The organism is Altererythrobacter sp. MTPC7, from assembly GCF_042851395.1.
Taxonomy (GTDB): domain Bacteria; phylum Pseudomonadota; class Alphaproteobacteria; order Sphingomonadales; family Sphingomonadaceae; genus CAJXSN01.
The window spans coordinates 59489-73364 of the sequence record NZ_BTGS01000008.1; the positions used below are offsets into that span (position 1 = coordinate 59489).

Annotated in this window: 12 protein-coding genes; 3 read left to right on the top strand and 9 right to left on the bottom strand. The window is 64.8% G+C overall.

Features of this window, described 5'->3' with window-relative positions; all coding sequences use genetic code 11:
• Position 1: 1 nt before the first annotated feature.
• The 4 genes from ACGHJ7_RS08620 to ACGHJ7_RS08635 are packed head-to-tail and all read right to left on the bottom strand — an operon-like array spanning position 2 to position 3520.
• Positions 2 to 529: a GNAT family N-acetyltransferase gene (locus ACGHJ7_RS08620; RefSeq protein ID WP_390476388.1), complete on the bottom strand. Its 528-nt coding sequence runs from the start codon at positions 527 to 529 to the stop codon at positions 2 to 4.
• Positions 526 to 1572 carry a homocysteine S-methyltransferase family protein gene (locus ACGHJ7_RS08625; protein ID WP_390476390.1) on the bottom strand — a complete coding sequence of 349 codons (1047 nt, stop codon included), beginning with the start codon at positions 1570 to 1572 and terminating at the stop codon, positions 526 to 528. Before ACGHJ7_RS08625 ends, ACGHJ7_RS08620 begins: the two co-directional genes overlap by 4 nt.
• Positions 1569 to 2522: a methylenetetrahydrofolate reductase [NAD(P)H] gene (gene metF, locus ACGHJ7_RS08630; protein ID WP_390476392.1), complete on the bottom strand. Its 954-nt coding sequence runs from the start codon at positions 2520 to 2522 to the stop codon at positions 1569 to 1571. Before metF ends, ACGHJ7_RS08625 begins: the two co-directional genes overlap by 4 nt.
• Positions 2519 to 3520 (bottom strand): ArsR/SmtB family transcription factor, encoded by a 1002-nt coding sequence (locus ACGHJ7_RS08635; RefSeq protein ID WP_390476394.1) that lies wholly within the window; start codon positions 3518 to 3520, stop codon positions 2519 to 2521. Before ACGHJ7_RS08635 ends, metF begins: the two co-directional genes overlap by 4 nt.
• Positions 3521 to 3624: 104 nt before the next feature.
• On the opposite strand from ACGHJ7_RS08635, the gene ACGHJ7_RS08640 reads away from it, so the two are divergent.
• Positions 3625 to 4647 (top strand): aldo/keto reductase, encoded by a 1023-nt coding sequence (locus tag ACGHJ7_RS08640; RefSeq protein WP_390476396.1) that lies wholly within the window; start codon positions 3625 to 3627, stop codon positions 4645 to 4647.
• A gap of 25 nt (positions 4648 to 4672) precedes the next feature.
• Here ACGHJ7_RS08640 and ACGHJ7_RS08645 read toward each other — a convergent pair whose 3' ends face one another.
• Complete coding sequence (locus ACGHJ7_RS08645; RefSeq protein ID WP_390476398.1) at positions 4673 to 6976, bottom strand: putative bifunctional diguanylate cyclase/phosphodiesterase; 2304 nt, start codon at positions 6974 to 6976, stop codon at positions 4673 to 4675.
• Complete coding sequence (locus ACGHJ7_RS08650) at positions 6973 to 7620, bottom strand: methylamine utilization protein (protein ID WP_390476400.1); 648 nt, start codon at positions 7618 to 7620, stop codon at positions 6973 to 6975. The genes ACGHJ7_RS08645 and ACGHJ7_RS08650 overlap by 4 nt, the downstream gene beginning before the upstream one ends.
• 85 nt (positions 7621 to 7705) lie before the next feature.
• On the opposite strand from ACGHJ7_RS08650, the gene ACGHJ7_RS08655 reads away from it, so the two are divergent.
• Entirely contained in the window at positions 7706 to 8581 is an 876-nt protein-coding gene (locus ACGHJ7_RS08655) for a DUF3034 family protein (RefSeq protein WP_390476401.1), read from the top strand.
• Between the two features lie 9 nt (positions 8582 to 8590).
• Positions 8591 to 9115, top strand: coding sequence for a group 1 truncated hemoglobin (locus ACGHJ7_RS08660; RefSeq protein ID WP_390476403.1), 525 nt, complete (start codon positions 8591 to 8593; stop codon positions 9113 to 9115).
• Here the strand turns inward: ACGHJ7_RS08660 and ACGHJ7_RS08665 are convergent.
• From ACGHJ7_RS08665 to ACGHJ7_RS08675, 3 genes are all read right to left on the bottom strand, one after another.
• Positions 9112 to 9984 carry an ROK family protein gene (locus tag ACGHJ7_RS08665; RefSeq protein WP_390476404.1) on the bottom strand — a complete coding sequence of 291 codons (873 nt, stop codon included), beginning with the start codon at positions 9982 to 9984 and terminating at the stop codon, positions 9112 to 9114. The two genes, ACGHJ7_RS08660 and ACGHJ7_RS08665, sit on opposite strands and share 4 nt — an antisense overlap.
• A gap of 11 nt (positions 9985 to 9995) precedes the next feature.
• Entirely contained in the window at positions 9996 to 11171 is a 1176-nt protein-coding gene (locus ACGHJ7_RS08670; protein ID WP_390476406.1) for a glycoside hydrolase family 68 protein, read from the bottom strand.
• Between the two features lie 69 nt (positions 11172 to 11240).
• On the bottom strand, positions 11241 to 13733 hold the full coding sequence (locus ACGHJ7_RS08675; protein WP_390476408.1) for a TonB-dependent receptor domain-containing protein: 2493 nt from the start codon (positions 13731 to 13733) through the stop codon (positions 11241 to 11243).
• Between the last annotated feature and the right edge of the window lie 143 nt (positions 13734 to 13876).

The window sequence follows — 13876 nt, forward strand, 5'->3', positions numbered from 1 at the left end:
TTCAGTCCCGGGCGAGAGGCCGTGCGAGCACGACGTCGTCGTAAAGCGTGCCGCCGACATCGAAGCGGCGGGTGGCGATCTGGTCGAATCCCTGTTTGCGGTAGAAAGCAATGGCGCGCGCATTGTCGGCCTTCACCCCCAGCACCATGCGGCGATGGCCGCCCGTGCCTGCCAGCACGGCGTCAAACAGGTCGCGCGCGGCACCGCTGCCATGGAAGCGCGAGAGCAGGTAGATCTTCTTCAGCTCGATATCGCCGTCCTGCGCGGCATCGAGCGCGGGCGTCGTCAACATTGCATAGCCGACCGGCGCGCCATCCACTTCTGCCAGCCAGGCGAGCGCGCCTGCCTGCATGGCGGCAGCCAGGCCGCCGGGATCGTGCACCGTTTCGCAGTGTCTGACCAATGCATCGCCATCGATCATGCCCGCAAAGGTCTCGAGAAACGTTGCGCTGGCCACCAAAGACAGGCGCAGCGCATCGGCGGGCGTTGCCGCGCGGATCATTACATTGCTGGAATCGACCGGCCTCATGCCGCGATCGTAAACGGTTCGAGACCGGCGAGCCGCATCTTGGTATCCCGTTCGGGTATCGCACGTGGCGACAGGTCCTCCACCGCCTTCGCGATTTCGGCGATGTGCGCGGGAGTCGACCCGCAGCATCCGCCGAGGATGTTGACCCGGCCGTTCTCCGCCCAGCGGCGCACCAGCGCGGCGGTGGTTTCGGGCTCCTCGTCATATTCGCCCAGATCGTTGGGCAGGCCCGCATTGGGGTAAGCCAGCACCAGCGTATCGGCGATATCGGACAGCAGCTGGACATGCGGACGCAATTGCTCCGCACCGAAGCTGCAATTGAGGCCGATGGTCACGGGGTTCGCGTGCCGCACGGCATACCAGAATGCCTCCACCGTGTGGCCAGACAGGTTGCGGCCCGACAGGTCGGTCAGCGTCATGGACAGCATGATCGGCACATCACGGCCCAGCTCGGCCTCCAGCTGCCTGACCGCAAAAATCCCCGCCTTGGCATTGAGCGTATCGAAAATCGTCTCGATCAGGATGAAGTCCGCCCCGCCCTCGACCAGCGCGGCGGCCTGTTCGCGGTAGACGCCGACCAGCGTGTCGAAGTCGATTTCGCGGAAACCGGGATCCTCCACATCGGGGCTGAGCGAGAGGGTCTTGTTCGTCGGACCGATGGCCCCTGCGACGAAGCGCGGACGGCTGTCCTTCGCCTGGTATTCGTCGGCCAGTTCCCTCGCAATGCGTGCGGAGGCGATATTGATGTCGCGCACCTTGTCCTCTGCCGCATAATCGGCCTGGCTGATGGTGTTGGCGCTGAACGTGTTGGTGGAGACCACATCGGCCCCCGCCTCCAGATAGGCCCGAGTGATATCGGCAATGACATCGGGGCGGGTCAGCGCGAGGATGTCGTTATTGCCCTTCTGATCGGCGGACAGGCCGAGATCGCCGGCATAATCCTCTTCGCTGAGGCCGCGCTCCTGTATCTGCGTGCCGAACGCACCGTCGAAGATCAGGATGCGGTCTGCTGCCGCGGCCTGGAGGTTTTCACGCGCGCTCATCGGGCTGCCTCCTGCGAACGGCGGCCCAGCATATGGCAAATCGCATAGGCAAGGTCCGCGCGGTTGAGGGTGTAGAAGTGGAACTGGCGCACGCCGCCTGCATAGAGACGGCGGCACAGCTCTGCTGCGATGGTCGCGGCGACCAGCTGGCGGGCGGCGGGGCGCTCGTCCAGACCGTCGAACAGGCCGTCCATCCATGCCGGGATCTCCGCCCCGCACTGTCCGGCAAACTTGCGCGCCTGCGCCACATTGGTGACCGGCAGGATGCCCGGCACGATGGGCGCGTCGATGCCGCAGGCTGCCGCCTTGTCGCGAAAGTCGAAAAACGTCTCGTGGTTGAAGAAAAACTGGCTGATCGCACGTGTCGCGCCGGCATCGATTTTGCGCTTCAGATTGTCGAGGTCGGATTGCGGGCAGTCGGCATCGGGATGCGTTTCGGGATAGGCCGCGACCGAGATTTCGAAATCGGCGACTTCCTTCAGTCCCGCGACAAGCTCAGCCGCGCTGGCATAGCCATCGGCGTGCGGCGTGAACGGAGCGCCCGGCTCGCCTGCATCGCCGCGCAGCGCCACGATATGGCGCACGCCCGCTTCCCAGTATTGCTCGGCAATGGCCTGCGTTTCCGCGCGGCTGGCATCGACACAAGTGAGGTGCGCGGCTGCCGGGATCCCGGCTTCCGAAATGATGCGCGCCACCGTCTTGTGAGTCCGCTCGCGGGTCGATCCGCCTGCGCCGTAGGTGACGGACACGAAATCCGGCCCGAGCGGCGCGAGCTCCTGCACCGCTTCCCAAAGCTTCTCCTCCATCTTCTGAGACTTGGGCGGAAAGAATTCGAAGCTGACGCCGATATCGCCGGGCAGGCCGGAGAAGAGCGGCGTGTCATGCGCCGTGCGCTCTTCATGTGCCGGGTCGAGGTCGTTTGCAGGCGCGGTGTTGGGGGAAGCCGTCACTGTGAGGCAGCCTTTCGCTTCTTGGTATCGACCGGCCCGGCGGAAACCCGCTCGCCAATCCAGATTTTCACGACCAGCGGCCCTCCGGATAGGGCAACCGGCTTGCCGGGTTCGAAGCCCGCGGTTTCCAGCGCCGCGACCATATCTTCATCGGTGAAGCCAAGCCGGGCATGGGCGAAGCGTTCGCGCAATTCCTCGCGGTCATGGGCGGCAAAATCGACGATGGCGATACGTCCGGATGGCCGCACGACGCGGGCCGCCTCTGCCAGGGCACGCGCAGGCTCCTGTGCGAAATGCAGCACCTGGTGCAGCAGTACCGTGTCGAAGCTGTGCGCGGCAAATGGCAATGCGGCAAAATCGCCCTGCACCAGTTCGACGCGCTCGGCAGGAAGGTTCTGCAGCTTCGCCCGTGCAACGCGCAGCATTTCGAGGCTCTTGTCGAGAGCGACGATATGATCCGCTTCGCTGGCGAACAGCTCCGCCATCCGGCCCGTGCCTGTACCGATGTCGAGCAGCGCGCCCAGCGGCCGATCGCCCAGCGCCCTGGCGAGTGTATCCTCCACCAGTCCGTCCGGGCTGTGGAGCTGGCGTAGGCCGTCCCATTCCTCCGCGTGGTCGGCGAACCACGCGTTCGCGCCGTCTTCGCGCGACTGGCGGATGGCGGCGAGTTGCTGGCGGTCGGTCTCGCAATCGCGAGCAAATCCGTCATCCTCGTTTTCGGCTGTCGCCAGCAGTCGGCTGACGGCGGCCACCAGAGGCGCGCCCGCATCTGCGTTTGGCACGCCGCTGGTCGCGCGCAGGAAAACCCAGCTCCCCTCGCGACGACGCTCGGCAAGGCCGGATTCGGTCAGTATGGCGACATGACGGCTGACGCGCGGCTGGCTCTGGCCGAGCACATGCGCCAGTTCCCCTACGGAAAGCTCCATCGTGTGGAGCAGCCGCATGATTCTCAGCCGGGTAGGGTCGGCCAATGCCCGCATGATCGCCTCGATCCGCATGGCAAGAGGGATATAAAGATATTGTTATATCCGCAAGTCCCTTGCGCGTCCTCGCATGGCTGCCCATCCCCTGCTAGGCATGACGGACAAGGGAGAGCATTGACATGGACTATGTGAAATTCGGCCGGTCCGGCCTCGACGTATCGCGGCTGTGCCTTGGTTGCATGAGCTTCGGCGACCCGCAGGCCGAAGGGCACGACTGGACGATGCAGGAAGACGAGGCCAGGCCATTCTTCCGGCAAGCGCTGGAAGCCGGCATCAATTTCTTCGACACCGCCAATGCCTATTCGGGCGGAACGAGCGAGGAAATCACCGGCAGGCTACTGAAGGAAATGGCCCACCGCGACGAGCTCGTGATCGCGACCAAGGGTTTCTTCCGCTGGAAACAGGCACCCAATGCGGGCGGATTGTCGGCCAAGGCGCTGATGCACGCGGTGGATGACAGCCTGCGCCGGCTGGGCACCGATTACATCGACCTCTACCAGATCCACCGCCTCGATCCTGCCGTGCCGATGGAGGAAATCGTCGAGGCGCTAGACGCCATCGTGCGCAGCGGGAAGGTCCGCTATCTCGGTGCGTCCAGCATGTATGCGTGGCAATTCCAGAAGCTGCTGCATTTGGCGGAGACTGCAGGGCTGAAGAAATTCGTCTCGATGCAGAATTACGTCAACCTGCTTTACCGCGAGGAAGAGCGCGAGATGCTGCCGCTATGCGCGGATTACGGTATCGCGGTCATGCCTTGGAGCCCGCTTGCCCGCGGCCGCCTGGCGCGGCCTGCAGCGGCGCAGGAAACGCGCCGTTCGCAGACCGACCGGCTGCAGCCGGTCCTCTACGACCGCACGGCAGACGCCGATGCACGCGTGATAGCGGCGGTGGAGACAATCGCGAAGCAGCGCGGCGTGCCGATGGCGCAGGTGGCGCTTGCGTGGGTCCTGCAAAAGCCGGAAGTGACCAGCCCGATCGTCGGCGCGACCAGGCAATCGCATATCTCCGACGCGGTGGCGGCGCTGGACCTCGAATTGACGTCAGACGAAATCCGCGCGCTGGAGGACCCTTACGTGCCCCATGCGGTGACCGGCCTGTTCGCCATGCCCCCGGCCCGGCTGGAACTGACCCTGAAGGATTAGGCGCGCGGAACGCTCAGGCGCAGGATCAGGCCCGGCGCCGCCATTCGAGGCCATGCGCATCGGCCAGGAGGTCGTCCACCGCGTCGCTGCTGAGCGGGCGGCTGAACAGGAAGCCCTGGATGTGGCGGCAGCCCTCTGCCCGCAAAACGTCCAGCTGGCTTTCCTCTTCCACGCCTTCCGCCAAAGTTTCCATGCCCAGCGCCTCTGCCAAGGTCGTGATCGCGCGGATAACGGCGTGGGCATTGGTCTGGGTGTTCAGGTCCTCGACGAAACTGCGATCGATCTTGACCTTGTCGAAGGGGAAGGAGCGCAGGTAGCTGAGCGAGGAATAGCCGGTCCCGAAATCGTCCAGCGCGATCCGGACCCCCAGGTCGCGCAGGCTGTGTAGCGCCGCCAGGGTCTGTTCGACATTGGCGATGAAGATGCTTTCCGTGATTTCCAGCTCGAGCCTGTGCGGTGCGAGGCCGCTATTGGCAAGCGCTTGCAGGATCGTCGAAGACAGGCCGGACTTGGCGAACTGCTTGGGCGAGATATTGACCGCAACCGACAGGTCTCCCGACCAGCCGGCCGCCGTGCGGCAAGCTTCCTGGATGACCCATTCGCCAAGCGGGATGATCAGGCCGGTTTCTTCCGCCAGCGGAATGAATTCGGCTGGGCTGATCATGCCGCGCGTGGGGTGCGGCCAGCGGATGAGCGCCTCGAAGCCGCTGAACTGTTCGGACGACAGGTTGTAGAGCGGCTGGTAATGCAGTTCGAACCCGCCACTATGCAGAGCGGTCCGCAGGTCCAGCTCCATCTGGCGGCGCTGGCGCGCCTGCTCGTCGAGCGCCTGCTCGAAGAAATGATAGGTCGCCTTGCCTTCGCCCTTGGCCCTGTAAAGCGCAAGGTCGGCATTCTTCATCAGCGTCGCACCGTCCATCCCGTCCGCCGGCGCGATGGCAATGCCGAGGCTGGCGGAGCAATCCGCTTGTTGCCCGTTCAACGTCACGCTCCGCTGGAAACACGCCTGGATCCGGTCGGCCCTGGCGGCAAGGCTTTCCCCGCCGTCGATATTCTCGAGCAGGATCGCGAATTCGTCGCCGCCCAGGCGCGCGACAAGTGCGTCGGGCAGTTCTTCCTTCAGGTGGTTCGCCACATCGCGCAGGAGCGCATCGCCGGACGGATGGCCCAGCGTATCGTTGACCACCTTGAAGTCGTCGAGGTCGACATACACCACCATCAGCCGGTGGCCGTCCTGCACGCGGTCGAGCGCCGTGTTGAGCTGTTCCACGAACAGCTTGCGGTTGGGCAGGTTGGTCAGCCCGTCATGGAGGCCGACATGGATGATGCGCCGCTCGCGTTCGTCGATGGCCGTGACCATCGCGTTGAAGCTACGCGCAAGATTGCCGATTTCATCGGGGGTATCGGCGCGCAATTCGACGTCGCGTCCTTCGGAAATGGCCCGCGTCGCCTCGTCCAGCTTCTTGATCGGGCCGGTGATCGTGCGCGCGACACGCCAGCTCAGCCCGACGACCAGCAGCAAGGCCGCGATGCCGAGGGAAAGCAGGAGGTATTGCAAGCCGTCGTAACGCGCGAGCGAGGCAGAAAGAGAGTGTTCCAGCACCAGGCGCGGCTCCACGCCGTCCTGCAATGCGCCGATGGCGGAAACGTTGTATAGCGTCCGCTCGCCCTTGCTGCGTTCCACCGGTTCCCCTGCACGGATGTCCCGCAGCCAGGCGGGCAGGTCCTTTTCGGGCTCCACGCGCGCCGTGACATCGATCGCCGCAAGGTCGACCAGCCGGTCGAGTTCGGCCCGGTTGAGCGGCTGGGCGACGACCAGCCAGCCGATGAGGTCGGGGACCTCGATCGCGCTTGCAGCGGCAAGGCCCAGGCGGTCGCCGAGGTCAATGATACCGCGGGTTTCGCCTGCATCGAGAGGACGCCACAGTTCGGCCGGGTCATCGACAATTCCGCCGGAACCCGCGGCCAGGTTCCCGTCCAGCCCGACGATGAATGCTTTCGCGCCGGAACGGCTTTCCAGGCTGGCGAGCGCGCTTTCCATCGTCGGCTGGTCACCGGTCGCCACGGCTTCACGAAAACCGAAATCGCGTGCGAGAACTGCGCTCGATTGTTGCAACTGGCCTGCACGCACTTCGAGCAATTCGTCGAACACGCGCGCATTGGCCTGCAAGTCGCGGGTGGCAGTATCCTCGCCGAAACGGGCGATGGAATTGCCAACGATCACGATGATCACGGCCAGGACGGCTGCGAACAGGGCCGCGTAGAGGACCGCGATGCGGACCTTCAGCGAACCGAAACGCAGGACATCGGATGCTCGGGGCAAGCTCACCTGAGCTTGATCCGGACGCTTTTCGCGTCGCCGCCTGCGGAGATCCGCACAGGCCCGCTGAACTCATTTCCGGCATTGCGCAATTGCGGGTGCCAGACCGTCAGCCGCGCCTCGCCCACAGGCGTGTTCTTGAGGCGGATGATGCCGTTGCCATCGGTCTTTGCCGCATAAGGTGTCTCGGTCACGCGGATATAACCGCGCATGGCATCATGAATGTTGCAGCCAAGCGCGACGCTGCCCGCAATCGGAAACCCCTGCTTGCGCGTCTGGTCGCGGCCATACAGGTCGATTTCGAAGCGGGCGGGCTTGCTGAAGCTGTAGACGGAATGGCGGACCCGGTCGAGATTGGGAAAGGCAACCGTGCTGCCCTTCGCCACGATGAGCGTGCCGGGAATGAACTGCTGGTCCTTCTGCGCCATCGCCATGCGCCATGGGAAGCGAATGGGCCCGCTTGTCCCTCCGGCCGGATGGATTTCCACCACGGCATCGCGCACAGGGGCGCCGCGCTGGTCGAAAACCTGGACCTTCAGGTCGCTGCCACCTGCCGATTGCGCATGGAGGGGCGTACCGACGAAGGCTGCGCCGGCGAGAAGGCCCGTGACGGACGCAAGGGCCGCCATGGCTGCGGGAAAACGCATTTTCATGAGCGTGCAGCTACACGGCTGCCATTAAGACCCCGTCAACACACGCTTTATCGGCTGTTAACCATCCCGGCCTAGGGCGTTCGGCATGAATTACCGCCGCTATCTCCTTGCCGCGCTCGTCCTCACTGCTCCCCTATGCCCGGCCGCCGCGGAAGATCTCGTGTGGTTCGAGGACGACAAGCTCGTCCTGACCAACGGCGTTTCGACCGTCGAGGGCGCGAGCGGCGGCGGACTGGCCACATGGGCCACGATCGCGGGGCGCGAAAGCGACCGCGGCGTCGGCATCAGCGCCCATGTGACCGGTGCCGAGTTACCGGATTTCCGGTGGCAGAGCCACGGCGCGGCTATCGGTTACCGCAACCGCGTGGAATTGTCCTATGCGCGGCAGAATTTCGATACGCGCGCCGCTGGCGAGGCCCTGGGCATCGGACGTGGAACGATCATCAGCCAGGACGTGTTCGGGGCGAAGCTGCGGGTGCTGGGCGATACCGTCTATGGCGATCCGCTCTTGCCGCAGATCAGTGTCGGCGTGCAGCACAAGGTCAATCGCGACGGCCCCATCGCCTTGGCCGTGGGCGCGGCGGATACCAGTGGCACGGATTTCACCGTCAGCGCGACGAAGCTCGTCCTTTCCCATTCCATCCTGGTCGGGGCCACGGCCCGCGCGACGAAGGCCAACGAGGGCGGATTGCTGGGATATGGCAGCGCTGCGGGCGAAGGCTATTCCCTCCAGTTCGAAGGCACGGCCGCCTGCCAATTGTCCCGCCGCGCCGTCGTGGGGGCGGAGTTCCGGACGAAGCCCGATAATCTGGGCCTCGGAGAAGATGACTGGTTCGACCTTTTCGCGGCCTATGCCGTGACCGACAACCTGACCGTCACTGCCGCCTATGCCGATCTCGGCACGATCGCCACGTTCGAAAAGCAGCGCGGCGGCCTGCTGTCGGCACAGCTCGCTTTCTAGGAAACTGCCATGATTGCCCTTACCATTGCTCTCCTCCTGCAGCAGGCTCCCCCCGAAGACATCGACTGGGATGCGGAGTTCGGCGTCGAGGAACAGGTGCGCGATCCGGAAACCGGGGAATTGCCGGTCGATCCCTACGTGCAGAGCAACGAAAATGCCGGCGCAGATCCCTTTGGCGAGTCATCGATGGCCGAAACCTTCGGCGGGCAGGACGGCATTCGTGCCATTTCGGACCGCCTGATCGAACTCAACCTGGACGACCCGCGCATCAGCGACATTTTCGCAGGGCACGACATGGTCCGCCTGCGCCGCACGCTGTTCGAGCAATTCTGTTACATCCTTGCCGCGGGCTGCGATTATACCGGCCGTGACATGAGGGCATCGCACGACGCGATGGGCGTGCAGCGCAAGGACATGAATGCCCTCGTCGAGAACTTGCAGCAGGCGATGCGGGAGCAGGACATCCCCTTCGCCGCGCAGAACCGCCTGCTGGCGAAACTGGCACCCATGTCGCGCGATGTCATCGAACGTTAGTACAGCTCGCGCCCAGCCCTTTCGGCCAGGATCATGGCTCCTGCCAGTCCCGAACCCTGGCGCAGGCCGGGCGCCACGATGGAATGTGCCGCCGTTCCTGGCAGGTAATCGGCATTGAGCCCTGCCGCCCGGTTGCGAACCCGGTCCAGCAGGCCCGGCGTGCCCAATACGCCGCCGCCTAGAACGATCAGCTCGGCAGCCGTCATGGCGAAGATGGAATGGCAAAGCTGCGCCAGGTAATCCGCGATGATGCCATGTGCCGCGTGCTTGCGTGGCAGGTCGGAAAGCGAACGGCCCCAGCGGCGCATGATGGCAGGGCCGGATGCCAGCCCCTCCAGGCAGTCGCCATGGCTGGGACAGATACCGGTAAACTCCTCGTCCCCCCCGGCACGGCGAGGGAAGATATGGCCCATTTCAGGATGGGCGACGCCGTGGACCGGCTCGCCACCGATGACCAGGCCCCCGCCAATCCCGGTGCCCACCGTTACATAGGCGAGCGTTCCCCGCCCCGCCCCTGCGCCCAACCTGCTTTCGGCCAGCGCGGCCGCGTTGACATCCGTGTCGAAACCGACCGGTACATCCAGTTCGCGCGAGAAGAAGCCCGCAATGTCGCAGCCCGACCAGCCCGGCTTCGGCGTGTTGCCGATACTGCCCCAACCGGCCGCCTCCGGATCGACCACGGCCGGGCCGAAGCTGCCGATGCCCATGGCGTCGATCGGTCCGGCAGAGCGGAACCAGTCCAGCGCTTCTGCCAACGTCACCTCCGGCGTCCGGGTCGGAATGACATGAAGGGCATCTATGGAGCGCGGCGAGGAACCGACCGCGAGGACGAATTTCGTGCCACCGGCCTCGATCGCACCAAACCGCATCCGCTCGCTCCTCATACCGCCACGATGCCTTCCAGCTTGCAGGCATCGCCATTGATCGACAATTGCAGAAGCGGCGCAGGCACGCCGCCGAAGCGAGCAGTATCGGCGCCATCGGACCTTTCGACGAGCATGTCGACGAAGCCGCTGACCACCAGCTCGCGCGACACGAACCAGCTATAGGTCTGTGCCGGGTCCGCTTCCGGATTGGCGAGGACGAGGCCGCTCTCGTTCAGGGGCCGATATTCCCCGAACAGGCTGTCCGCGACCATCCCGTACAAGCCGTTCGGGGCATGCCGCAGACCCGGGGCGAAGGTGGAGCGCTGCGTGGCCCAGAACAGGTAATAGCGACCGTCATGGAATACAGCGTGGGCGCGCTCCAGTTCGTTGTTCACCCCGTCTGCCTGCAGCAGCGGAGGAAGCAGGTCCCAGCCCCCGGCTTGCCGCTTCGCAATACCCACGGCCCCGTTGAATTCGGATTTTGCGTCCGCCAGCGAGGCGGTGAAGATCAGATATTCCGATCCATCGGCAGGATCGCGGAAAAAGGCCGGATCGCGAAACGCCTTGATCTCGCCCGCCCGGCCTTCATGCGCATCGGCCAACTGGTAGGCGGGGTGATTCGACGCAAGGCACGGGCGCGGCTGCGACCAGCCGGCGGGGAAGCCGTCAGCGCCAAGGGTCGCTTTCGCCTCGTACAGCCGCTGCTGGTAACCTCCCGGCCTGTCCGCGACGCCGGCAGCGGTAAAGAAGAGGTGGACATCCGTCCCGTCCAGCAGGGCGGAACCCGCCCACTCCCGCTCGTAGGGCTGCGGCTCGTCCGGCAACACGGCGCCCCGGTCGATCCAATGTCCGCCGCTGCGTTCGAGCAGGCGGATTTTCGCCTCGAAATGACGCAGCGCGGGATCGCCCCTGTCGGGCGCGGTCAGGGCCATCCACAATTCGCGCCCCGCGCAGTCGGCAATCGATCCATCCGGTGCTTGGATGGGCCACATGTCCCAGTACACCATATCACTGCGCAGGCGCGGATGCCGGGTGCGATCCACCGATGGATCCACCGGGGGCACGCGGTGCGCGTCGCCCGCGGTCAGTGTTCCGAGATGTTCTGGAAGCCACGCGCTGGTCATCTGGGCGTCCTGGACAAGAGTGCGGAAAGATAGGCCATCGTCGATGGCGATCGAGGCTTCGACCATGCAAACACGAAAAGTCGGGGCCGACCGGAGGGAGGAATGTCCCGGCCGGCCCCTGCTCCTGCGACCCGATCAGAAATCGAGACGGATGGAAGCCGTGATCGTGCGGCCGGCAATCGAGCGGGCGCGAACGATGTTGTTCCCCGGGATCGAGCCTTCTTCGGCCTCCGTGTAGCCATAGACGTCGAACAGGTTGTTCGCATTCACCGACAGCTCCACCCGGTCGACCGGACGGATCGCGACGAAGGCGTTGACCTGCGTGTAGCCCGGCAGGACGAGGTCGTTATTGTCCTGCGTGAAGCTGTCCGTCGTCCCCACCGCGTTCAGGCCGGCGGTGAAGAAGTCGTTCTCGTACTGGGCCGTGCCCTGGAACACGAGATCGGCCTGGCGGCGCGGCGTGTTGCCGATGATCGCCGGGTTGAGCGCATCCTCGATCTCGGAATCGGTCCAGGTGGCACCTGCCGAAAGCGAGAACGGCCCGAAGGAATAGCTGCCCTCCAGCTCTACCCCGAATGCTTCGTAGGTGTTGTCCGTCAGCAGCAGCGGAGCGATCTCGACATTGGTTTCCGCCGTCTTGGCATAGAAGGCCGTCGCATAGAGACGCACGCCGGCACCCTGGTACTTGAGACCGCCTTCCAGCTGGTCGACATCGGCAATCACACCGCTGTCGCCGCCGGGCGTATCGCCGGTGACGGTGCTGACTGCGGGCGAGAACAGGCTGCGATCGGCCGTGTGACGTCCGCCCTGGCTGTAGCGCGCGAAGATCGAAAGGTCGTCGCTCAGCAGGTAGTTCGCACCGATCGAGAACGACAGGTAGCCGAAGTCGTAATCGACGGGGGCGAAGCTGTCCGGCTGGATCCAGCTGGTCTGCGCCTCTGCCGGCGAAATTGTGCCGTCACCGTTGAAGTCGACGCTGACCACGCCCGGACGGGCCGACACGCCCGTATCGGGGCCGCCGATCCGCCCCTTGGCCGTGCCGAAATCGTAGCGCACGCTGCCATCCAGCGTCAGCGCGCCGAATTCGCCCGATACCGACAGGAACGGAGCATAGGTCTTGTAGGTGACATCGTAGATGCGGCGGCAGCAATTGCCGAAGAAGCTGGCACCGTAGCCGACATTGCCGCCCTGCGTGACGAGATCGCCGTTCGCGTCGCGTACATCGAGCAGCACGGCATTGCCGTCGCCTTCCGTGGTCTGAAGATGCGAGGTCCACAGCCAGGTCGTGTTGACCTCCTGCTCGCTGGCATAGAAGCCCGCCGTGATCGCGCCGCTGCCGCTACCCCAGTCGAGATCGCGCGACAGGCGCAGGTCGTTGGAGATGTTCCGCAGGCCGTTCAGGCGAGTGTTGAACAGAACGATCTGGCTGACGATACCGTTGCCGCCCAGTGCTGCAGGATTGGCGACCGTCTGGCCCTGGCTCGGTCCGCTGGCGAAGACGAGGCTCGACCCCGGTCCGCCAATGCCGTCGGCGACGCCCTGCGCGTCGCCCGCGCTGGCCGGGAACGGCGAGAGGAACCCGCCCTTGTTGTCCGCGACCCGGAACCGCTCGGTCACCGTCCACCCGCCGAAATCGACCTCCGCTTCGAAGCCGACCGCGACCGATTCCACTTCCAGCCCGTTCCGGAAATCGAAATTGTCGACGCGGTTGTCGCGGCCCAGCGTTACCGGATCGGTCCAGTACTGCGACTGAAGCGCGTCGGTCGCGGGGTCGAAATTGGCGATCGGCGTATAGTCAGGATTGTCCGCCGTGCCGTTCACCAGGACCGGCTGCGGCAGGAAGGTCGCCGTCCGGTCGTTCAGGTACTTGCCGTAGAACCGGATGTAGCCGGCATCGAATTCGCGGGTGTAGTTCGCCTTGACCTGGCCGCCCTGGAACCCGTCATAGCCGATGTCGCGGGGACCTTCGCCCTGGCGGTAGAAGCCGCCGATATGGATCAGGTCCACGTCGCTCAGCGCGGTGCCGTAGTCGAAGTCCACGCGATTGGTGTCGAAATCCAGCCCAGTGCTGAGCACGATCGCGCCGCCTTCCTCGCGGCCGGTCTTCGAGATGAAGTTGATGATGCCGCCCGGCGAGTTGGAAGCGAACGTGGAAGCAGAGCCGCCGCGAATGGCCTCGACCCGGCCGACGGAGCGGTCGGCGCGGATGAAATTGTCGGAGTTGCCGAAGACGATGTCACCGAATTCGAGGACCGGCAGGCCGTCTTCCTGAAGCTGGATGTAGCGCGCGCCGCCGGTCGAGACCGGGATGCCGCGCACCGCGATATTGGCATTGCCTTCGCCGCCCGACGCCTCGGACCGGATACCCGGGATCTGGCGAATGAGGTCGGCGGAAGAACGCGGGTTCAGGTCGGCGATCGATTCCGCATCGACGCTGCTGACCGAAACGGAGGATTCCAGCCGGTTCTGGCCGCGGGCCACACCGGTCACGACGATGACGTCGCTTTCGGCGGCAGGACCTTCGAGGAGAGGATCCCCGTCGACCGCATCGGTGGTATTCTGGGCCATGGCCGGGGTGGCGATAGCGGACAGGGCAACGCCTGCGGCGAGCACGTGACGAAACTGCATTGTTCTCTCCCAGAGGTGAATTCTTATCGATTCGCCTATCAGGCATAGTCCCGATGCAAACGTTTGCAAGAGAAAACTGCAAACGTTTGCAATCGAACCCTTTATGTGACACCCATCGGATAGAGGCGACCGCAAGAGCGGCG

Bases quoted from the DNA above. Each gene is read 5' to 3' on its own strand.
- ACGHJ7_RS08635 (WP_390476394.1), bottom strand. From the start codon at position 3,520: ATGCGGATCGAGGCGATCATGCGGGCATTGGCCGACCCTACCCGGCTG.
- ACGHJ7_RS08665 (WP_390476404.1), bottom strand. From the start codon at position 9,984: ATGCGGTTTGGTGCGATCGAGGCCGGTGGCACGAAATTCGTCCTCGCG.
- ACGHJ7_RS08625 (WP_390476390.1), bottom strand. From the start codon at position 1,572: ATGAGCGCGCGTGAAAACCTCCAGGCCGCGGCAGCAGACCGCATCCTG.
- ACGHJ7_RS08655 (WP_390476401.1), top strand. From the start codon at position 7,706: ATGAATTACCGCCGCTATCTCCTTGCCGCGCTCGTCCTCACTGCTCCC.
- ACGHJ7_RS08640 (WP_390476396.1), top strand. From the start codon at position 3,625: ATGGACTATGTGAAATTCGGCCGGTCCGGCCTCGACGTATCGCGGCTG.
- ACGHJ7_RS08675 (WP_390476408.1), bottom strand. From the start codon at position 13,733: ATGCAGTTTCGTCACGTGCTCGCCGCAGGCGTTGCCCTGTCCGCTATC.
- ACGHJ7_RS08620 (WP_390476388.1), bottom strand. From the start codon at position 529: ATGAGGCCGGTCGATTCCAGCAATGTAATGATCCGCGCGGCAACGCCC.
- ACGHJ7_RS08660 (WP_390476403.1), top strand. From the start codon at position 8,591: ATGATTGCCCTTACCATTGCTCTCCTCCTGCAGCAGGCTCCCCCCGAA.
- ACGHJ7_RS08670 (WP_390476406.1), bottom strand. From the start codon at position 11,171: ATGGTCGAAGCCTCGATCGCCATCGACGATGGCCTATCTTTCCGCACT.
- ACGHJ7_RS08650 (WP_390476400.1), bottom strand. From the start codon at position 7,620: ATGAAAATGCGTTTTCCCGCAGCCATGGCGGCCCTTGCGTCCGTCACG.